Source organism: Pelobium manganitolerans (genome assembly GCF_003609575.1).
GTDB lineage: Bacteria > Bacteroidota > Bacteroidia > Sphingobacteriales > Sphingobacteriaceae > Pseudopedobacter > Pseudopedobacter manganitolerans.
Genome location: NZ_MBTA01000012.1, coordinates 349,080 through 368,265, shown reverse-complemented (window position 1 = coordinate 368,265; position 19,186 = coordinate 349,080). Strand labels below are relative to the sequence as shown.

The following is a 19,186-nucleotide window of genomic DNA, read 5'->3' as shown; positions in this document are numbered from 1 at the left end:
TAAGCCCTAACAAACGAACCAACTAACACCTAACCAACTGACAGCACCTACCTCACCCAATAGTCGTTATCCGAATTAACGTCAAGCAATACACGCTCCGGATCAAAATTAACAGATTTAAGCTCTTCGGTTGATGGATACAAGAAGGTCCAGGTATTGTTTCGTTTCCAAATCTCAATTGGTAAATTGATGGTTTCTGTTTTGCCGCTTACTGTTTGTATTTGTAGCGTTACCGGCAAAGGCATTTTTTCTAAGCAGGCCAGCGTAATTAACGCACCATTCTTCGGGTTATCTTTTGCATATTTAACATCGGTAACGGCAATATCAGCACGCCAGTTATTGGTAAACCAGCCGCGCCAAAACCAGCTTAAATCTTCTCCGGCAACATTTTCTATAGTTCTAAAAAAATCTGCCGGTGTTGGGTGTTTGAAAGCCCATCTGTCAATATAAGCTTTAAAAGCGCGGTCAAAACGCTCTTTCCCTAACACCTGCTCGCGTAAAAAAGTTAGGCCTGCGCTTGGCTTGTAGTAGCAAAGCACGCCAATATGCGATTCTTTCATATTATCCGGGCTGGCCATCACCGGCTCAAATAAAGGGTTGGTGAGGTAATTCGCCAGTTTGTGCATGTCCGTACGCTCTGGCCTATATTCGCCATTGTTAAACTCGTAAGTGCTCAAGCTGTTGATAAAAGTATTTAAACCTTCATCCATCCAACCGTACAAACGCTCGTTAGAACCAACAATCATCGGAAACCAGTTGTGTCCAAACTCGTGGTCTGTAACGCCCCACAAGCTAGATTTGGTAGATTTCCAGCTACAGAACACAATTCCCGGATACTCCATACCGCCCTGGCTGCCCGCTACGTTCACCGCTGCGGGGTAAGTGTATTCGTATAAATTTTTAGAGTAAAACTCGATAGATTTTTTTACATATTCTGTTGAGCGCGACCAAGCATTTGCACCAGCGCTTTCTACCGGATAAGCAGAAATTGCGAGCGAAGATTTACCACTTGGCAAATTGATACGTGCCGCATCCACCACAAAAGCAGCCGAAGAGGCCCAGGCCACATCGCGCGTGTTCTTCATTTTAAAGTGCCAAGTCAGTTCGCCGTCTTGCTTAGGCCTTGATGTTGCGCTGTTCACCTCATTGGCGTTCCTGATCATCACAGTGCTTTCACTCTTTGCAGCTTCTTTCCAACGTTGCAATTGCTCCGCAGTGTAAACCTGCTCGGCGTTCTGCAATTCGCCAGAGCATACCACAATATGTTTAGCAGGTGCTGTAATAGAGATATCAAAGTCACCATATTCCAAATAAAACTCGCCGGGGCCAGTATATGGAGTCGTGTTCCAGCCGTTCACATCATCGTACACGCACATGCGCGGGTACCACTGCGCTATGCTAAATATCTTGCCGTTTTTAGTTTGCAAAACGCCCATCCTATCAGAACCATATTCTGGAGAGATAAAAGAAAAATCAATCTGGAGCTTTAATACGCCACCCCCAGCTTTCAAATTCTCCGGCAAAAAAATCTGCATGCGCGTGTCGTTAACCAGATATTTTAAATCAACGCTTTGGTTTTTACCGTTAATGCTCAACAGTTTCACCGCAGAAAGCTGGTTCCCGCCTTCAAATTTTTGCCCTTTGCTGCCGTTTCGGCTTCCCGTTGGCGGGATGATGGCCGTGCCTCTCGAATCTTCGCGGAAGAGGTTCTGATCCAGCTGCATCCAAATAAAAGAAAGCTCATCTGGGCTGTTATTAGTGTATGTTAGCACCTCCAAACCGGATATTTTATTATTTGCTTCGTCAAGCTTGGCTTTTAGCTGATAATCTGCGCTGTTTTGCCAATAAGCGGGTCCGGGTTTACCGCTAGCACTGCGGTAGCTGTTGCCATTTTGCGTATAAAAAAAGGGCGCAAAGGCTTCTGTATAATCATAATTATTAGCGGGCGCAGGTGTTTGCGCGTAAACATGAGCGCCAAATGCTAAACAAAGCGCCACAGATTTAAAAATCTTCATAAAAGTAAATTAATCGAAATAAGATAGCTTCTTTTAGCAAAAAACAGGCTATTTTTCTAAAAATTAAAAATGCCCGCTAAAAGAAGTTTTAGGTAAATTTGGATAAATGCGACGTTCTGCAGGTAACTTAATGTACTCATTATAAGATTTCACAATGTAAGTTCGCAAATCTACATCGTTCATTGCCATCACCTGCGAATAGGTTGGCCGATAGTACGACATGAAATCTTCCAATAACTGCCCGCGTATTTTGGTAAGTTCTGTCACCAAAGCTTTGTTAAATTTCTGGTCAATCAGCTTTTCGTTAAGCTCGCTATCCATAAATTTTTGGAAAGCCCGCTTTTGTTTGGATTGTTTGCTAAAGGCGTTTACCAAACTTACGCTACCATCTAAAGAAAACACGGTTGTTGTTGCTGCAGAATAGGCAGATGAATAGGTTATCCGGGCATCCTCGGGTTTGCGGTTGTCGCGCGCACTTACCACAACTTCATCTAACACAATTAGGCTGGGACGCATCAACACAATTTTGGGGCGCATATTTTCTAAAATAAGCGTGTCACTTTCGTAGCCCGGGCACGAGAAAACAATCAAATCGCCTAAATCTGCTTTGACTTTAAAGTCGCCTTTTTGCCCGCTATGGTCAACCTCGCGCTGTGTTAAGTTGTTTACAAAAACAAGTTTCAATTTATTGCGCGTATCGGCATCGTAAGCGGTGCCCTCAATGGTCATTTGCGCCTTCAAAAAAGCCGGAAACAATAGCATCAATAAAAAAACAAGCTTTCTCATCTGTACAAAAATCTGCCAATATGTTCTAATTAGCAAGTGCTTAACATTTTTTAACGCGATTTTTACGCTCACACAAACAGCTTTTTGTATTCATCTTCATCAAAGCCAATAGTGTTTCCTTTTACCGATTCAATAACCGGGCGTTTGATGGTGCTGGTATTGTCTTTCATCAGTTTTATGGCTGCACTTTCATCTGTAACGGCGTTTTTCAGGGTTTCGTCCAAATTTCGCCACGTTAGTCCTTTGCGGTTTAGCACACGCTCCCAACCAAATTCTGCACACCATCTCTTCAAATGTTCTTCGTCAATCCCATGCTTTTTATAATCGTGAAAGCTGTATGCAAAGCCCCGCTCTTCAAAAAAAGACCTGGCTTTTTTCACCGAGCCACAATTAGGTATCCCAAAAATCTTAATTTCCATAAAGGCTAATTTAGGGCTTTTAAACGCATTACTCAATTAAAACTCGGTCATCATTTATTTTTCAAGGCGATTGATTTTTTCCTCTTACGTTAGCATTGGCTCAACAATTGAAATACCACCTTTATGGACGGCAAAAAATTCATCGGATGCTCGGGCTACTATTATTCGTACTGGAAAAACCGCTTTTATCCAGAGGGCACACCTGCAAAAGACTGGTTAAGTTATTACGCCAAAGTTTTCAAAACGGTAGAACTTAACGGCACCTTTTATCGCACACCACGTATTACTACTTTGCAAAAGTACGTTGCGCAAACCCTCAGCAATTTTAAGTTTTCGGCCAAGATGAACCGGTACATCACACATGTATTGCGTCTAAAAAACTGCAAAACAGAAATAGACAATTATTTACAGCTTTTGCAGGACGGCTTGAGCGATAAACTGGCGAATGTGCTTTTTCAATTGCCCGCGAGCTTTAAGTTTAGTACAGAAAATCTGGAAAATATTCTAGAGAATGTACCGCACCAAAGCGGTTCGGTAATTGAGTTCCGCGACATTTCCTGGTGGACAGAAGAAGTTTATGAAGCTTTCAAAAAAGCACAGCTTACTTTTTGCAATGTGGACTTCCCGGGTTTAGCATCACATATTGTACACACCTCTAACCTGTTTTACTTGCGTATGCACGGCAGCCCAGAGTTGTTTAAATCTTCCTACTCCACCAGAGAATTAAAGATATATGCCAAGCATATCCCACAGGATAAAGACGCTTTCATTTACTTTAACAATACCGTGTACGAAGCCGGATACCAAAATGCGCAGGAACTAATAGAAATATTGAAAGCGGATTAAGATTGAGGAACAAATCTCTATGATCTGAACTTCCCTTTATATATCTATTGACAAAGATTGTATTTTATGTTTTATAAGGCTCCAGATAAATTCTCTTCCCTTAGCCGTCTTCAACTGCTTTTCTCTAACCATCGCTCCCTTTTTATCCGCAAATATTTCCTTGTAAACAAGCTCCCAAGGCCGATATTTTAAAGTAAATCCTTTTGTAGCGAGTTGGTTATGAGAAATTAATCTCTGCTCCAAATTAGAAGTATAACCTATTAAATTTTGCTATATGCAATAGAATAAAGGACATAAACCGTGAACATGCACACAAAATACAACAAATTTTATCAGAAGAAAATTGCGGGGAGCAGGATTAAAACCCGCCGGCTGGTAGATACGGATCTACGCTTACAAGCGTCTAAAAGTCGCAAACAAAAAAAGCCACTAACGTGGCTTTGTCTATAAGTAGCGGGGAGCAGGATCGAACTGCCGGCCTTAGGGTTATGAATCCTACGCTCTAACCATCTGAGCTACCCCGCCATATGTCTTTTCAACCTTTTTACGGTTTTTTGCTGCCGTCCGCCAACCGGCGGATATGAATCCTACACTTTAACAATCTGAGCTACCCAGCCTCAACATCGCCTGAACCGCGATTAGCAGGTTCAAAAATTGAGTTGCAAATATAGAGGAAATTACTTTCCTTTAGAAAAGAAATTAAAAAAAGTTAAGCTTTTGTTTTTTATACCCTCTTTTTATTAAAATTATTCATGAGTGAAAAAGTAAAATTTACGTTGGAATACGAGATCAGATCATCTGCCAAAATTCTTTATAGCTTTATTAGCGAACCTAACGGTTTGGGCGAGTGGTTTGCCGACAACGTAAAAGTGAACGATCAAGTGTACACCTTCGTTTGGGACGATGGGGAGGAACAAAAAGCAAAACTGCTTTCCGCCAAAGAAAATAAAGCCGTAAAATTCCATTGGTTGGATGATGACCCCTATACTTACTTTGAGCTGGAAATCTCAAAAGACGAGCTCACCAATGACATTGCTTTAATTATAACCGATTTTGCCACACCAGAAAATGTGCAGGACCGCCAGCTCATCTGGAACAACCAGATTGATAATTTGCTGCGCGTAATAGGCGCCTAATTTGCTATTTTTGCGGCGTGAAGAAAATACACCTGCTGGTATTAAAAGCATTCATCAAACCATTCATCGTCACATTTTTTATTGTGATGTTTTTGCTGTTGATGCTTTTTTTGTTCAAGTACATTGATGATTTGATTGGAAAAGGCTTTGAATGGTACGTTATTTTAAAGCTTTTGTTTTACGCAGCCGCTACCAACGTAGCCATGGCCTTGCCCCTAGCCATACTCCTTTCTTCTATTATGACTTTTGGCAACTTAGGCGAAAACTACGAACTAGTTGCTATTAAATCCGCAGGCATATCCTTACAACGCGCCATGGCGCCACTGTTTATTTTGGTGACAGGTTTAGGCATTGCCGCTTTCCTTTTTTCCGATTACATGCTTCCGGTGGCTAACCTAAAAATGGGGTCGCTTTTATACGACGTGCGAGAGCAAAAGGCGGCGTTTTTAATTGAGGAAGGCGTTTTTAACAACAGCATACCGGGCTATTCTATCCGTGTAGAGAAGAAAGAAAAAGACGGCCAAATTTTAAAAGACATCGTAATTTACGACCAGTCCGACGGGCGCGGAAACACTAACGTGCTAATGGCCAAAGAAGGCGAGATGTATAAAACCGACGATGGCAATTACTTAATTTTAAGGCTGAAAGACGGCGTGAGATACGAAGAAAGCCAAGGAAAATCGGGTTACAACCCACGCCAACAGTTTACGCGCTTACGTTTTAAAGAAACAGAACAAAAGTTTGACTTATCCAGCTTCAAATTTAAACGCGAAGACGAAAACCTCTTTAAAGGCAATTATCAGATGCTCAACATCAAACAATTGCAAACCAACAAAGATTCGGTGATAAAACTGAACGACAGCATCAGTGACAATATCTTTAAACAGATAAGGCCTTATCATAAAATATTCTTTGCTACACAAAATTTCAGAAGCGCCAAACCTTTCAAAGGCTTAAACTTTAAAAAAGAAGGTGTGTTTGCCGGTCTTGATTCTTCAAAAAAAATCCAATCTGTTTCCGGTGCTATAGACAATATCCGAATGATTAATGAATCGTTAGAATCGACGCTAAGTACCACAAAAGACAATACCACAGTAATTCGCAGGTATATTATCGAGTACAATAGAAAGTTTACGTTGGCGGTTTCTTGCTTGGTACTGTTTTTCATCGGCGCACCTTTAGGCGCAATTATCCGAAAAGGGGGCTTGGGCTTGCCCGTAGTAGTATCGGTAATCTTCTTTTTAATTTACCACATCATCAGCACGGTTGGAGAAAAATCGGTAAAAGTAGGCGACACCAACCCGATATTGGGCATGTGGATAGCGATATTTTTGCTTACACCGGTGGGCTTGTTTTTAACTTACAAAGCCACGGTAGATTCGGCCTTGTTTGACGTAGATTTATATAAGAATCTGTTCAAAAAATGGTTCGGAAAAAAATCCGCATCTACAAAAAACCAGAGCTAAAGGCTCGCTCAGCAATCTGACTGTAAATTTTACACTCATCAGTAAATTACCCCAATCCCAAGGCAAAAAGCCTTACAGTAATTGGTTAAATTTGCACATTAGCTAACAAAACACTGCTGCACAAGCATAACAAAAAAACACAAATGCTAAACACCATAGAAGAAGCCATAGAAGATATCAAAGCCGGTAAAATTATTATTGTGGTTGATGACCAAGACCGCGAAAATGAGGGCGATTTTTTGGCTGCCGCCAGTATGGCTACGCCAGAAGTAATTAATTTTATGGCTACCCATGGCAGAGGTTTAATTTGTGCGCCCTTAACACAGCAAAGATGCGCCGAGCTAGAGCTAGATTTAATGGTGGGCACCAACACAGCTGTTTTTGAAACCAATTTTACGGTATCTGTAGATTTAATTGGACATGGCTGTACCACCGGAATTTCCGCTTCCGATAGGTCAAAAACAATCCTTTCTTTCTTAGACCCTGCGACAAAACCCGAGGACTTAGGCCGCCCAGGCCACATATTTCCGCTAATTGCAAAAAACGGTGGCGTGCTGCGCCGTGCAGGCCATACCGAAGCTGCAATTGATTTGCCGCTGTTAGCTGGCTTGGAGCCTGCCGGAGTTATTTGTGAGATTATGAACAAAGAAGGCGAAATGGCGCGCTTGCCCGAGTTGATAGAGCTTGCAAACGAACATAATCTCAAAATTGTTTCTATTGAAGATCTTATTTCGTACCGCTTACGTACCGAATCGCTTATTAGACAAGAAGTTTCTGTAAAATTGCCAACCCAATGGGGCGATTTTGAGATGGTAGCTTTTACACAAGTAAACACGCAAGAAAACCATATTGCCTTAGTTAAAGGGGAGTGGGAAAAAGATGAACCGATTTTGGTACGCGTGCACAGCTCTTGCATCACCGGCGACATTTTTGGTTCGTGCCGATGCGATTGCGGGCCACAGCTGCACAAAGCCATGGAGATGATCCAAAAAGAAGGTAAAGGTGCCATTATTTATATGAACCAAGAAGGCCGGGGTATTGGCTTAATAAACAAATTGAAGGCTTACAATCTGCAAGAGAATGGAATGGACACCGTTGATGCTAATTTGGCCCTAGGTTTTAAAATGGACGAACGCGATTACGGCGTTGGTGCACAAATACTGCGTAGTTTGGGTATTCGAAAAATGCGTTTAATGTCTAACAACCCTACCAAACGTGCCGGTTTAATTGGCTACGGTTTAGAAGTTGTCGAAAACGTGCCTATCGAAATAAATTCTAACAAACACAACGAACTTTATCTGAAAACCAAACGCGACCGGATGGGCCATTCTATTATGCATAAAAGCTAGCTATCCTCTAATTCCACCTAATTTTGAGCCCTTTTAACTGTATGTTTTTACCGAAAAACTGTACGGCAAGGGCTTATGCCTAATTTTTAACACACACATTTTCAAGCATAACAGAATTTTGTCGCCAAAACCCAATGCAATTGGCACGCATTTGGTTTTAAGCGCCCTAAGCAAAATTTTAACTAATGAAATTGCGCAGGAGTAAAACATTGCGCACTTCATTACCACAAAAAACAAAAAATAGACATGAAAAAACTTTTTATTTTAACCTTTGCGGCAATTGCATTTGCGTTCACAGCTAACGCACAGTCGTACAAAAACAGTATTGGTTTAGGTTTAGATTTTGGTACCGGACAAACTTTAGTTGGTCCGTCATTCAAACATTTTTTCAATGCTAACTCTGCCTTGCAGCCAGAACTTTTATTTGGGGACCACACTACCCGTTTACAAGTATTCTATCAGTACCACCAAGGCATTCAAGGTGCTAGCGGTTTAAACTGGTATGTTGGCGGTGGACCTGGCGTAAATTTCTTTAAGTACGGGAATTATGACAATACTACCTTCTTATTGATTCCTCAAGCGGGTTTAGATTTTAAAATCCCTGGGGCACCTATCGCTTTGGATTTTGATTGGAGACCAACTGCTTTTATTGGCGACAATAGCGATTTTGAAGCTGGCCGTTTTGGATTCGGTTTCAGATTTACTTTTTAAGAATAACAATTCTTAGTAATGAGCCTCTCAGGATTTTACTTGAGGGGCTTTTTTTATGGATGATGAGCTTTCGGAAAGAAAAGGACGGTTATTTTGATAGATTTGCCCTAAATTAAAGCAAAGGCGATTGCTTCAAATCAAAAATATGATTTGTATTCAGCGTGCGGAATTGGGGGTATCAATAACATTTACCCGCATGAGTTTACCAACATTGCAATTAACATAGCTCCTGTAAGCAGGGCATACAAGTTAAACCGGTAATCTGCTGATCTGTGAGGTTTGTATGTATATTTATTTTTCATTTTTTATTGTATTTATCTTACTAATACAATAAACAAACCAAACTTAGCTACAGGTAAAAAATGGTCTTAAAGGGTGTTTTATGAAAGATATTTGCTTACGATAGGCATCCGCCTGCCCATCCCAAACGCCTTTGGAGAAACCCGTAAAATAGGTGGAGTTTGGTAACGCTTAAATTCGGCCCGGTTCACCATACTTAAAATACGCCTCACTAGCATCTCGTCAAAACCATCGGCAGTAATTTGTTTAGCGCTTTTCCGGCGTTCTATATGTTCAAAAAGTATTTTGTCTAGCACATCATAATCTGGCAATGAGTCCGAGTCTTTTTGGTCCGGCCGCAGCTCTGCCGATGGTGCTTTTGTAATGGTGTTAATCGGTATTCTTTCTTTTTCCCGGTTTATAAAATCAGCCAACTGATAAACTTGCGTCTTATATACATCGCCCAAAACAGATATGGCACCGCACATATCGCCGTACAAAGTACCGTAACCAACGGCACACTCGCTTTTGTTCGACGTATTAAGCAAAATATGACCAAACTTATTGGCCATTGCCATCATAATTACGCCACGGCTGCGCGCTTGGATATTTTCTTCAGCTAAATCCGGACTTAAACCTGCAAATTCTATCGCTAATGTACTTTCAAAAGCATCTGCAACCATTTCTATGGAAACTAAGGTATGTTTACAGCCCAAATTGCTGGCTAAGTCTTCTGCGTCCTTTATAGAATGCTCTGATGAGTATTTAGAAGGCATCAGCACGCCCAAAACATTTTCGGCACCTAAAGCGTCACAAGCCAATGCGCACACTACTGCCGAGTCAATCCCGCCGGAAAGCCCCAGAGTAGCAGATTTAAATCCCGACTTACGGAAATAATCTTTAATACCAAGTACCAAAGCTTTATAAATTTCCTCAATATCCGACGTGCTTTTGGCCTCTCTGTTTAAAACAATTGAAGCTTGCACCTGCTCTACATCAAAAAGTTGCACATCTTCTTCAAAATATTTTAACTCTGCAACCACATCACCCGCTTTGTCAAAAACTAAAGAACCGCCATCAAAAATAAGCTCGGTTTGCGCCCCAACGTGGTTTACGTAAAACAATGGCAAGGCATATTTACGGCAGTTGGCAGAAAGCAGAAAAGTCCGCTCCTGATATTGCTGGTAAGAAAACGGCGAAGCGGCAATATTGATCATAAAATCTGGAGACTCTTTCATCAGCTCGTCCATAGGGCAAGACGGATACAAAGGATTGTCGCCCAAATTCCAAAGATCTTCGCAAATTGTTAATGCTATGGTGTGGTTTTTATATCGGACACATTTAAAAGTTTGGGCGGGCTCAAAGTACCTGTACTCGTCAAAAATATCATAGGTGGGCAACAAAGCTTTACGTACAACTTGCTCCACCCTGCCGTTTGCAATAAAATAAGCAGCATTGTACAAATCTTTTCCGGCCAACACATCGTTTTTGATAGGCAGGCCAATAATACAAGCCACTTTTGTACAGGCCAACGCAATTTTATGCGCGGATGCTTCGCATTGCTCTACAAACTCTTGGTATTCCAGATAATCTCTTGGGGGATAGCCCGAAACACACAGCTCAGAAAACACAACCAAATCTGCCCCGGCAAGTTCTTGCTGAGCTATCGTATCTATTATTTTCTGAGTATTGTCTTCAAAGTTGCCAATATGATAGTTAAGCTGAGCAAGGGCAATTCTCATAAGTTTTAGATGATATTATTAAACGGATTAAAAGTAAACAGCAAGATTTAGACCTAAATATGAGCTTTTAATAGTTCCGTTTCCTTTTTTAATATCAGTAAAACCGTTGTTGAAAGACAAACCTACATCTAGGGCCGTTTTCTCGCCCACCATAAACTGCGTACCTGCCCCAATTACTAAAGACGCGCGGTAAAAACTGGTTTGTTTATAAACATTCTGATCTTCTACATTTGCTACGCCGCTAACGCCCTTTACGTCTTGTTTAGCCCCCACATTAAACGCGTTGCCTAAACCAAATTCACCATAAAAACGTAATCCGTTCATTTCACTGGTTGCTAGTTTAATTTTTGCCGGAATTTCAATGTATTGCAATTTGTAAATTTCTTGTCTGCCTTGCTCATTTTCTGTTTGGCCGTTAATTGTGGTCAGTTTTAACCCGGTGGTAAAAGCGTAGTTATCTGCAAAGTAAAAATCACCAACTAAACCATAGCTAAAACCTGCCCTTAAACCGTTAGATTTTACGCCGTCAATCTCTGATTTTAACCAACCGAACGTTGGATGGGCAGAAATGCCCAGTTTAAACCCTTTGTAAGTGTCTTGCGCAAACAAGCCAGCTCCAAAAAATACCATTGCAATAACCAATAACAGCTTTTTCATTTTCTTTTTAATAAGTGTTTGATGTTTCAAAAAAATCATTAAATGGCAACGCTTTGCCAAAACCAACTCGGTTTCCTAACTTCGGATTTTAAAAATCTTGACGCATGGAACCTTTAAATCGCGCTAAAATTACATTTTTTTTAACAATGTGCTGGATTGCTTTTGGCTGTAACAATCAGCCTAAAAGTATCGATACCAGCAAAGTAAAAATCAACCTTACAATTGAGCGCTTTGATCAGGATTTATCGCATATAAACCCGAAAAACTTGAACCAAGAACTGCCTGCATTGCAAAAAAAATATCCTGTGTTTTTTAAAGATTATTTTGAAAAAATACTCAACCTTGGCAGCACGGATAACGATGCTTATATCCCTGTTTTAGAACAGATACTTAACGGAAAACCGTTTCAAGATTTACAGCATGAAACGGATTCGGTTTATCCGAACCTTGATAAGCAAAAACCGCAACTTGTTGATGCTTTTAAATATATTAAATACTATTACCCAGAGTGGAAAGAGCCAAAACTTATTACTTATATATCCGGCTTTCAGGTACAAACACCAATTGGGAGCGGCTATGTAGGAATAGGTTTAGATATGTTTTTAGGAAGAAACTCTAAGTTTTATCCGGCATTGGTTGAGAGTGTTCCGCGCTACATCAGCCGGCGTTTTACGCCAGAGAATATAACGCCCCGTGTGGTGGAAGTAATCACCCGCGAAGAGCTATTTCCGGAACTGGAAAACGACAAAAGCTTGCTCGCCAAAATGATTTACAACGGCAAACTGTTATACTTTATGAAAGCCGTGCAACCTAACCTTGCCGATAGCACAATAATTGGGTACAGCAAAGAGCAAATGGAATGGGCAACAAACTTCGAATCGGATGTGTGGGCATACTTTATGGAAGAAAATCTGTTGTTTAACACCGATTATATGAAAATACAGAAATACCTTGCCGAAGCTCCCTTTACACCAGGCTTGGGCGAAAAAAATGACTCGGCGCCTAAACTTGGTCTTTTTATTGGATGGCAAATTGTAAAAAATTTTATGGATGAAAATCCTGATATTAATTTAACGCAGTTAATGCTTATGAAAGATGCGCAAGATATTCTCAAACGGGCGAAGTACCATCCGAATCAAAAAAAATCATAACTAAAATATGAAAGCCCCAAAAATAGGCTTGGTATTAAGCGGAGGCGGTATACGTGGTATCGCTCATTTAGGTGTGCTCAAAGCTTTTAAAGATAAAAACATAAAAGTTAATGCGATTGCCGGGACCAGTGCAGGTGCAATTGCAGGCGCCTTAGTTGCCAATGGCGTTGATCCGTACGAGGCACTGACTGTTTTTAATGAAACAAGGCTAATCCGCCATCTTAGGCCAGCTTTCGGTTCCCCGGCCTTGCTAAATCTAGAAACGGCTTTTACGCTTTTGCATACTTACATTCCCCACAACAGTTTCGAGCAGCTAACAACACCTTTAACCGTAACAGCTACGGATTTTAACCACGGTAAACTGGTTTATTTTCACCAAGGAGAACTGATCCGTAAAGTTTTGGCATCTAGCTGCATCCCGGGAGTGTTCAGCCCAATTTTGATTGATGGCGTGCTTTACGTAGATGGCGGTGTTCTCAATAATTTTCCGATAGAACCGTTGTGGAGCGACTGTGACTTTATTATCGGATCGTCATGCAATCATTTGCCAAACATCACCGCTGTGCGCAATATTAAGCATGCTTTAGAACGCGCCGCCTTGCTATCCTTAAACAACTCTATGGAACAAAAATGCAAAAAACTAGATATATTAATAGAGCCAAAGGGCTTGGGCGCCACAAGCATTTTTGATGTAGCTAAAGCCGAGGAAATATTTTGGCTAGCCTATGAGGAAACGCTAAGCAAAATACCGGCAATCAAAGAAAAAACGCACTTCCTATAAACAGGAAAAGCGTTGAAAACAACGCTTTTTTATATTAGTGAAATACTTTGTTAATCTTTTAAAATCCGCATTACCCCAATTATTGAAATTGCAGCACCAATAAACGTTATCGCCCAACCTAACAAATCAACCACCATTGAATGGTAAATTGCTTGTTTAATGTAAATCCCAAAAAGCCCTACGAAAACACCAATAATAATCAATTTTATATGGGAAGGATTGTTTGCATTTACCATGATATCGCCTTGTTTATTTTGTGATGCAAAAATAAAACTATTGTTGATATATCCGCAAAAAAGGCGTAAAATTTAATCTTTTAGCAGTTTATGGCTTTTTCATTTTTCCTTGCAACTAAGTTTGGCATATTTTTCTGCCTCTTCTGTTTTAGGAGGGTTTAAACAAGGGCAAAATATCCAAAGAAAGCGCAAGAGAAAATCGGAAAAGTAATGGACGGGTTTAAGAAAGGCGATTTAAAACGCAGTTCTGGCGACAAGGTCAAAAACCGTAAACAGGCTGCGGATATTGGCATTTCCGAAGCGCGAAGAAGGATTAAAGGTTCCAAAAAAGAAAGACTGACATAAGCCTTACGCTAGATTACCGCTTTTTGATTTTCAATTTCGCTAAATTGCGCAAAAAAGAAGATGAGAATAGCGATAAACGGTTTTGGCAGGATTGGCAGAACAGTTGCCAGACTGATTTTGGATCAGCCACAACTGCAATTAATTGCTGTTAATGATATTTCAAATGCCAATACCTTAGCACATCTATTTAAATATGACTCTGTTCACGGGATATACAACAGAGAAGTAAGAACTGAGGGTGACAACCTTATCGTAGATAATAACCAGATACAGATTTTATCTGAAAAACAACCGCAAAATCTGCCTTGGTCTCATCTAAAAATAGATGTGGTGCTGGAATGTACGGGTAAGTTCTTGGAAAAAGATTTAGCCGAGGGACATTTAAAAGCAGGCGCACAAAAAGTACTGCTATCTGCGCCCTCTCCGGATAAATCTGTACCCACCGTTGTCCTAGGTGTAAATGACGCAAATATTGATTGGGGCAGCACAATTATCTCAAATGCTTCTTGCACAACCAATAATGTGGCCGCATTGGTAAAAGTATTAGATGAAAACTGGAAAATAAAAGACGGCTACATTACTACCGTCCATTCTATGACAGGCGATCAAAACCTTCATGATGCCCCCCACCGCGATTTACGACGCGCGCGCGCAGCATCTTCATCCATTATCCCTACAACAACCGGCGCGGCAAAGGCAATTACTAGCATTTTCCCTCATCTTGAAGGCAGATTAGGCGGTGCCGGGATTAGAGTACCGGTTCTTAATGGTTCTTTGACAGATTTTACCTGCATTTTAGAAAAACAGCCGCAATCTGTTGAGGAGATTAACTTGGCCTTTAAAAATGAGGCTGAAGCCGGATTAAAAAACATATTGCAATACACCGAGGATCCGATTGTTTCCGTAGACATCATTAATAATCCTTACTCTTGCATATTTGATGCACAGCTAACTTCAATTGTTGGCAGAATGACCAAAGTTGTTGGTTGGTATGATAACGAATTTGGTTATTCAAACAGATTGTTGGATATTTTACTAAAACTAAGCCAACGTGATTAAATTCATCAGCGCCCCAGAAACATTGCCCCTGCGAAAAGAGGTTCTACGAGCAAATAAATTAGACCTCCGAGATTGTGTTTTTGACGGAGACCATGATGAGAACGCCTTTCACTTAGGTTACTTTGAAAAAGACCTTTTGGTTTCTGTTGCTACTTTCCACTCTCAAAACTTATCGAATTACGGGTACGAGGGCTACCAGCTACGTGGTATGGCAACCCAAGAAGTGTATCGTGAAAAAGGCATCGGAAACAAGCTTTTAAATTTCGCGATAGTTTATTTGCGCGGTAAAAACGCAAAATATATTTGGTGCAATGCAAGGCAAATAGCGTTTAAGTTTTACCTCTCCTTAGGTTTTGAATTTATAAGCGAAGAATTTGAGATACCGGAAATTGGCATCCATCGTAAAATGTACCTCAAAATAAGATAAACCTAATTTTGAGGTACGTTAATCAAATGCCTAAAATCTCGCAATAACGTTTTAAAGCGTTTAGTTCTTCTTGTGCAATAAATAAATGAAAGTCTGTTTTTTGCTTATCAACCTGTGCGTTTTCTAAACTTTGATAATAACGCATCCGATTCTCAACATCACCCTTAATATTTGCAATCACATAACCGTGCTTTAGCAAAATTAAATTCATCACTAGGCGGGAAGTTCTGCCATTACCATCTATAAAAGGATGCACAGTAACCAAACGTTCACTTAATTCGGCAGCCAGTACCACCGGATGCAAGTGCGCTTTGTTGGTTTGGTACCAAAAAAATAAATCTTCCATCTGCTTACGCACCAAATAAGGCTGTGGTGGCAAATGCCTGCTTCCTTTTATCATCACCTGTACATCGCGATATATCCCGGCGTTCTGGGCATCTATACCTTTTAAAATTAAGGCATGTAAATGCAATAAATCCCGCTCGCCAAAGTCAGCATCCTTATCTACCAAATCTTTCACAAAACCAACCGCTTCTTTATGGTTTATAGCTTCCAGATGTTCTCGCATACTTTTTCCCGAAATGGTGATTCCCTCATTGATAATCAGGTCCGTCTCTTTCAAGGTAAGCGTATTTCCTTCTATCCTATTGCTTTCAAAAGTATATTCAAGCTCTAACGCCTGCGCAATACGGTAACTATCAAGATTCCGGTGCGTCTCCAGTTTCGTCTTAAATTCATCAATCTGATTTAGCAACGCCTGTAGCTCATCAGTTTCTTCTTTTATAGCCTTCTTAGCCCCGTACCTAACCTTGCTTTCGGCAACAGATAAAACCTCCAACGCAAATTCACTGTACCCCAAATCTTCAATTATTTGGTTACTTAACCAATCCACAATCAGCTCATGCGCATCCAGGCCTAAAAATGTAGCCAATTTTATAACCTGGTCGCGCGTAGGTTTACGTGTACCTGCCTCAAATTTACTTACCAGGGAAGCATCGACATTTAAATATGATGCTACTTCTCTAATAAGTAGACCGCTATCAATACGCTTCTCTCTAATTTTATCCCCAATCATCAAATGACAAATTATGTCCTGCCAAATTTAGTCATTCTTTCCGGCAAAAAAAATCCTTTTTGAATTTCAAAAAGGATTTTTTACTTTAAGTTTCTTTATCAAACTTTAATCTCTACTTCAACACCGGAAGGTAATTCAAGTTTCATCAACGCGTCAACAGTTTTTGCAGAAGCACTGTAAATGTCTAATAATCTTTTGTAAGAGCAAAGTTGAAATTGCTCTCTTGCTTTTTTGTTAACGTGTGGTGAACGTAAAACGGTGTAAATTTTCTTTTCTGTAGGAAGAGGAATTGGACCGCTTACCACTGCACCAGTAGGTTTTACTGTTTTTACGATTTTCTCGGCAGACTTGTCTACCAAATTGTAATCGTAAGATTTTAATTTGATTCTGATTCTTTGGCTCATTGTTTTTGTTTTATGCTTCACTGTTAGAGCTATTTATAACAGGAAACGGGTTTATTTTTGTTTGATTTAACAGATTTCAGAATTACACAGATATCCATAATGGCTAATCTGTGTAATCCTTTAAAAATCTATTAAAATCTGTGTTTATGCGTTTGCTTTCGCTCCTTTAACTTTAGCGATTACTTCTTCTTGAACCCCTTTTGGAGCTGGTTCGTAATGATCAAACTCCATGGTTGAAGTTGCCCTACCAGATGTAATGGTACGTAATTGAGTTACATAACCAAACATCTCTGAAAGCGGAACTAAAGCTTTGATAACTTGCGCACCTGCTCTTGTATCCATACCCTGCAACTGACCACGACGACGGTTTAAATCGCCCATAACGTCACCCATGTTTTCTTCTGGAGTTAGTACTTCAATTTTCATGATTGGCTCCATTAACACCGGACGGCATTTTGGCAATGCTTCGCGGAAGGCATTACGTGCAGCTAGTTCAAAAGATAAAGCATCTGAATCGACAGCGTGGAAAGACCCGTCAATTAAACGTACTTTCATACCTGTTACCGGGTAACCTGCCAATACACCATTTGATAAAGAGTTTTCGAAACCTTTTTGTACAGATGGGATAAACTCGCGAGGAATAGCACCACCGGTAATTTCGTTTACAAACTCTAAACCTACTTTACCTTCATCGTTTGGCGAAATAATAATCTGGATATCCGCAAATTTACCGCGGCCACCAGTTTGCTTTTTATAAGTTTCGCGATGTTGAGTCTCTGCAGTGATAGATTCTTTGTAAGCAACCTGAGGAGCACCCTGGTTAACTTCAACTTTGAATTCGCGTTTTAAACGGTCCATCAAAATATCTAAGTGCAACTCGCCCATACCTTGGATAATGGTTTGCCCAGAATCCTCATCTGTATGAACTTTGAAAGTTGGATCTTCCTCGGCCAATTTACCAAGAGCAATACCCAATTTATCAACGTCTGCCTGGGTTTTAGGCTCAATAGCCAAACCGATAACCGGATCTGGGAAATCCATTGACTCTAAGACAATAGGATTTTTCTCATCACAAAGTGTATCTCCTGTTTTGATATCTTTAAAACCAACCACAGCAGCAATATCACCAGCACCTACATTTTCTATAGGGTTCTGTTTGTTTGCGTGCATTTGGAAAATCCTTGAGATACGTTCTTTATTTTCAGAACGGGCATTATAAACGTACGAACCCGCTTCTAAGTTACCAGAGTACACGCGGATAAAGCACAAACGACCAACAAATGGGTCGGTAGCAATTTTAAACGCTAATGCAGAAAAAGGCTCTTTAACATCGGGCTTACGCTCAATTGCTTCACCATTTTTAGGGTTAGTACCAGAAATAGCTTCTACATCTAACGGAGAAGGCAATAATTCCATTACATAATCCAACATGGTTTGTACACCTTTGTTTTTGAACGATGAACCGCAAACCATAGGAACAATTTTACCATCCAAAGTGGCTTTACGTAAAGCGTCAAGCACTTCACGCTCTGTAATGGTATCTGGAGCGTCAAAGAATTTCTCCATTAAAGACTCATCGTAATCAGCAACGGCCTCTAATAATTTTTCTCTCCACTCAGTCGCCTCTTCTACCAAATCATCCGGAATAGGAACTTCGGTAAAGGTCATCCCTTTATCTTCGGTATTCCAAACAATACCTCTCCAGTTGATCAAATCTACAACACCTTTAAAAGCGTCTTCAGAACCGATAGGAATTTGTAAAGGAATAGCGTTAGAACCAAGCATATCTTTAACTTGTTTCACAACTTTTAGGAAATCTGCACCGGCACGGTCCATTTTATTAACGAATCCCAAACGAGGAACGTTGTAGTTGTTAGCTAACCTCCAGTTAGTCTCAGATTGAGGCTCAACACCGTCAACCGCAGAAAACAAGAACACCAAACCGTCTAAAACACGTAAAGATCTGTTTACCTCAACGGTAAAATCCACGTGTCCCGGGGTATCAATAATGTTCATGTGATATTTGTTGCCACGGTAATTCCAGTTAACGGTTACCGCCGCCGAAGTAATGGTAATACCACGCTCTTGCTCTTGCGCCATCCAGTCTGTGGTTGCAGAACCTTCATGCGTTTCGCCGAGTTTGTGGTTTACACCAGAGTAGAACAAAATCCGCTCTGTAGTGGTAGTTTTACCGGCATCAATGTGCGCGGCAATACCAATATTTCTTGTGTATTTTAAATCTCTTGCCATAATTTTTTAATTAATGAATGGGTGAAGGAAAGAATGATCGAATACCTTTTGC

20 protein-coding genes and 1 tRNA gene are annotated in these 19,186 nt (G+C 40.5%); 10 read left to right on the top strand and 11 right to left on the bottom strand.

All coding sequences use genetic code 11. The features are described from left to right. Positions 1-47 precede the first annotated feature (47 nt). From BCY91_RS08130 to BCY91_RS08120, 3 genes are all read right to left on the bottom strand, one after another. Entirely contained in the window at positions 48-2,015 is a 1,968-nt protein-coding gene (locus BCY91_RS08130; RefSeq protein WP_182995335.1) for a M1 family metallopeptidase, read from the bottom strand. Between the two features lie 63 nt (positions 2,016-2,078). Continuing rightward, entirely contained in the window at positions 2,079-2,801 is a 723-nt protein-coding gene (locus BCY91_RS08125) for a hypothetical protein (RefSeq protein WP_120181512.1), read from the bottom strand. A 68-nt stretch (positions 2,802-2,869) separates the two neighbouring features. Further along, positions 2,870-3,220 carry a Spx/MgsR family RNA polymerase-binding regulatory protein gene (locus tag BCY91_RS08120; RefSeq protein ID WP_120181447.1) on the bottom strand — a complete coding sequence of 117 codons (351 nt, stop codon included), beginning with the start codon at positions 3,218-3,220 and terminating at the stop codon, positions 2,870-2,872. Between the two features lie 123 nt (positions 3,221-3,343). Between BCY91_RS08120 and BCY91_RS08115 the strand changes: the two genes are divergently transcribed. After that, a complete protein-coding gene (locus tag BCY91_RS08115; protein ID WP_120181446.1) occupies positions 3,344-4,066 on the top strand; it encodes a DUF72 domain-containing protein in 723 nt (240 codons plus the stop codon). Between the two features lie 36 nt (positions 4,067-4,102). On the opposite strand, the gene BCY91_RS08110 is transcribed toward BCY91_RS08115, so the two are convergent. Together BCY91_RS08110 and BCY91_RS08105 are read right to left on the bottom strand one after the other, a co-directional pair. Further along, complete coding sequence (locus tag BCY91_RS08110; RefSeq protein ID WP_245989035.1) at positions 4,103-4,309, bottom strand: GIY-YIG nuclease family protein; 207 nt, start codon at positions 4,307-4,309, stop codon at positions 4,103-4,105. A gap of 208 nt (positions 4,310-4,517) precedes the next feature. Beyond that, positions 4,518-4,591 (bottom strand) — tRNA-Met (locus tag BCY91_RS08105). Positions 4,592-4,818: 227 nt separating this feature from the next. Here BCY91_RS08105 and BCY91_RS08100 point away from each other — a divergent pair. From BCY91_RS08100 to BCY91_RS08085, 4 genes are all read left to right on the top strand, one after another. Beyond that, complete coding sequence (locus BCY91_RS08100) at positions 4,819-5,202, top strand: START-like domain-containing protein (RefSeq protein ID WP_120181445.1); 384 nt, start codon at positions 4,819-4,821, stop codon at positions 5,200-5,202. A 17-nt stretch (positions 5,203-5,219) separates the two neighbouring features. Further along, complete coding sequence (locus BCY91_RS08095) at positions 5,220-6,668, top strand: LptF/LptG family permease (protein ID WP_120181444.1); 1,449 nt, start codon at positions 5,220-5,222, stop codon at positions 6,666-6,668. 116 nt (positions 6,669-6,784) lie between these two features. Beyond that, positions 6,785-8,017, top strand: a complete 1,233-nt coding sequence (locus tag BCY91_RS08090) for a bifunctional 3,4-dihydroxy-2-butanone-4-phosphate synthase/GTP cyclohydrolase II (RefSeq protein WP_262696789.1) — start codon at positions 6,785-6,787, stop codon at positions 8,015-8,017. Between the two features lie 246 nt (positions 8,018-8,263). Then, positions 8,264-8,728 carry a hypothetical protein gene (locus BCY91_RS08085; RefSeq protein WP_120181442.1) on the top strand — a complete coding sequence of 155 codons (465 nt, stop codon included), beginning with the start codon at positions 8,264-8,266 and terminating at the stop codon, positions 8,726-8,728. A 380-nt stretch (positions 8,729-9,108) separates the two neighbouring features. On the opposite strand, the gene BCY91_RS08080 is transcribed toward BCY91_RS08085, so the two are convergent. Together BCY91_RS08080 and BCY91_RS08075 are read right to left on the bottom strand one after the other, a co-directional pair. Continuing rightward, positions 9,109-10,749, bottom strand: coding sequence for an NAD+ synthase (locus BCY91_RS08080; protein ID WP_120181441.1), 1,641 nt, complete (start codon positions 10,747-10,749; stop codon positions 9,109-9,111). 27 nt (positions 10,750-10,776) lie between these two features. Further along, complete coding sequence (locus BCY91_RS08075; RefSeq protein WP_120181511.1) at positions 10,777-11,406, bottom strand: porin family protein; 630 nt, start codon at positions 11,404-11,406, stop codon at positions 10,777-10,779. A 104-nt stretch (positions 11,407-11,510) separates the two neighbouring features. On the opposite strand from BCY91_RS08075, the gene gldB reads away from it, so the two are divergent. Then, positions 11,511-12,557, top strand: a complete 1,047-nt coding sequence (gene gldB, locus BCY91_RS08070; protein WP_120181440.1) for a gliding motility lipoprotein GldB — start codon at positions 11,511-11,513, stop codon at positions 12,555-12,557. A 7-nt stretch (positions 12,558-12,564) separates the two neighbouring features. Continuing rightward, the gene (locus tag BCY91_RS08065) at positions 12,565-13,338 is read left to right on the top strand and encodes a patatin-like phospholipase family protein (RefSeq protein WP_120181439.1); all 774 of its coding nucleotides are present in this window, start codon (positions 12,565-12,567) and stop codon (positions 13,336-13,338) included. Positions 13,339-13,388: 50 nt separating this feature from the next. Here the strand turns inward: BCY91_RS08065 and BCY91_RS08060 are convergent, their stop codons facing one another. Beyond that, positions 13,389-13,574 carry a hypothetical protein gene (locus tag BCY91_RS08060; protein ID WP_120181438.1) on the bottom strand — a complete coding sequence of 62 codons (186 nt, stop codon included), beginning with the start codon at positions 13,572-13,574 and terminating at the stop codon, positions 13,389-13,391. A 210-nt stretch (positions 13,575-13,784) separates the two neighbouring features. Here BCY91_RS08060 and BCY91_RS17735 point away from each other — a divergent pair, with 210 nt between their 5' ends. From BCY91_RS17735 to BCY91_RS08050, 3 genes are read left to right on the top strand one after another with little or no spacing between them, the layout of a single operon-like run. After that, on the top strand, positions 13,785-13,919 hold the full coding sequence (locus BCY91_RS17735; RefSeq protein ID WP_245989033.1) for a DUF6496 domain-containing protein: 135 nt from the start codon (positions 13,785-13,787) through the stop codon (positions 13,917-13,919). Between the two features lie 60 nt (positions 13,920-13,979). Beyond that, positions 13,980-14,978 carry a type I glyceraldehyde-3-phosphate dehydrogenase gene (gene gap, locus BCY91_RS08055; protein ID WP_120181437.1) on the top strand — a complete coding sequence of 333 codons (999 nt, stop codon included), beginning with the start codon at positions 13,980-13,982 and terminating at the stop codon, positions 14,976-14,978. After that, the gene (locus tag BCY91_RS08050; protein ID WP_120181436.1) at positions 14,971-15,405 is read left to right on the top strand and encodes a GNAT family N-acetyltransferase; all 435 of its coding nucleotides are present in this window, start codon (positions 14,971-14,973) and stop codon (positions 15,403-15,405) included. The genes gap and BCY91_RS08050 overlap by 8 nt, the downstream gene beginning before the upstream one ends. Positions 15,406-15,427: 22 nt before the next feature. Here BCY91_RS08050 and BCY91_RS08045 read toward each other — a convergent pair whose 3' ends face one another. From BCY91_RS08045 to fusA, 3 genes are all read right to left on the bottom strand, one after another. Beyond that, positions 15,428-16,480 (bottom strand): Fic family protein, encoded by a 1,053-nt coding sequence (locus BCY91_RS08045; protein ID WP_182995334.1) that lies wholly within the window; start codon positions 16,478-16,480, stop codon positions 15,428-15,430. A 98-nt stretch (positions 16,481-16,578) separates the two neighbouring features. Continuing rightward, entirely contained in the window at positions 16,579-16,884 is a 306-nt protein-coding gene (gene rpsJ / locus BCY91_RS08040) for a 30S ribosomal protein S10 (RefSeq protein ID WP_013633190.1), read from the bottom strand. 144 nt (positions 16,885-17,028) lie between these two features. Next, positions 17,029-19,134: an elongation factor G gene (gene fusA, locus BCY91_RS08035; protein WP_120181435.1), complete on the bottom strand. Its 2,106-nt coding sequence runs from the start codon at positions 19,132-19,134 to the stop codon at positions 17,029-17,031. Between the last annotated feature and the right edge of the window lie 52 nt (positions 19,135-19,186).

What these genes read in the sequence shown, in the direction of transcription:
- BCY91_RS08075 (WP_120181511.1), bottom strand. Translation starts at nt 11,406, where the DNA reads ATGAAAAAGCTGTTATTGGTTATTGCAATGGTATTTTTTGGAGCTGGC.
- BCY91_RS08120 (WP_120181447.1), bottom strand. Translation starts at nt 3,220, where the DNA reads ATGGAAATTAAGATTTTTGGGATACCTAATTGTGGCTCGGTGAAAAAA.
- gldB (WP_120181440.1), top strand. Translation starts at nt 11,511, where the DNA reads ATGGAACCTTTAAATCGCGCTAAAATTACATTTTTTTTAACAATGTGC.
- BCY91_RS08045 (WP_182995334.1), bottom strand. Translation starts at nt 16,480, where the DNA reads ATGATTGGGGATAAAATTAGAGAGAAGCGTATTGATAGCGGTCTACTT.
- BCY91_RS08115 (WP_120181446.1), top strand. Translation starts at nt 3,344, where the DNA reads ATGGACGGCAAAAAATTCATCGGATGCTCGGGCTACTATTATTCGTAC.
- BCY91_RS08125 (WP_120181512.1), bottom strand. Translation starts at nt 2,801, where the DNA reads ATGAGAAAGCTTGTTTTTTTATTGATGCTATTGTTTCCGGCTTTTTTG.
- gap (WP_120181437.1), top strand. Translation starts at nt 13,980, where the DNA reads ATGAGAATAGCGATAAACGGTTTTGGCAGGATTGGCAGAACAGTTGCC.
- BCY91_RS08065 (WP_120181439.1), top strand. Translation starts at nt 12,565, where the DNA reads ATGAAAGCCCCAAAAATAGGCTTGGTATTAAGCGGAGGCGGTATACGT.
- BCY91_RS17735 (WP_245989033.1), top strand. Translation starts at nt 13,785, where the DNA reads ATGGACGGGTTTAAGAAAGGCGATTTAAAACGCAGTTCTGGCGACAAG.
- fusA (WP_120181435.1), bottom strand. Translation starts at nt 19,134, where the DNA reads ATGGCAAGAGATTTAAAATACACAAGAAATATTGGTATTGCCGCGCAC.
- rpsJ (WP_013633190.1), bottom strand. Translation starts at nt 16,884, where the DNA reads ATGAGCCAAAGAATCAGAATCAAATTAAAATCTTACGATTACAATTTG.
- BCY91_RS08060 (WP_120181438.1), bottom strand. Translation starts at nt 13,574, where the DNA reads ATGGTAAATGCAAACAATCCTTCCCATATAAAATTGATTATTATTGGT.
- BCY91_RS08080 (WP_120181441.1), bottom strand. Translation starts at nt 10,749, where the DNA reads ATGAGAATTGCCCTTGCTCAGCTTAACTATCATATTGGCAACTTTGAA.
- BCY91_RS08085 (WP_120181442.1), top strand. Translation starts at nt 8,264, where the DNA reads ATGAAAAAACTTTTTATTTTAACCTTTGCGGCAATTGCATTTGCGTTC.
- BCY91_RS08130 (WP_182995335.1), bottom strand. Translation starts at nt 2,015, where the DNA reads ATGAAGATTTTTAAATCTGTGGCGCTTTGTTTAGCATTTGGCGCTCAT.
- BCY91_RS08100 (WP_120181445.1), top strand. Translation starts at nt 4,819, where the DNA reads ATGAGTGAAAAAGTAAAATTTACGTTGGAATACGAGATCAGATCATCT.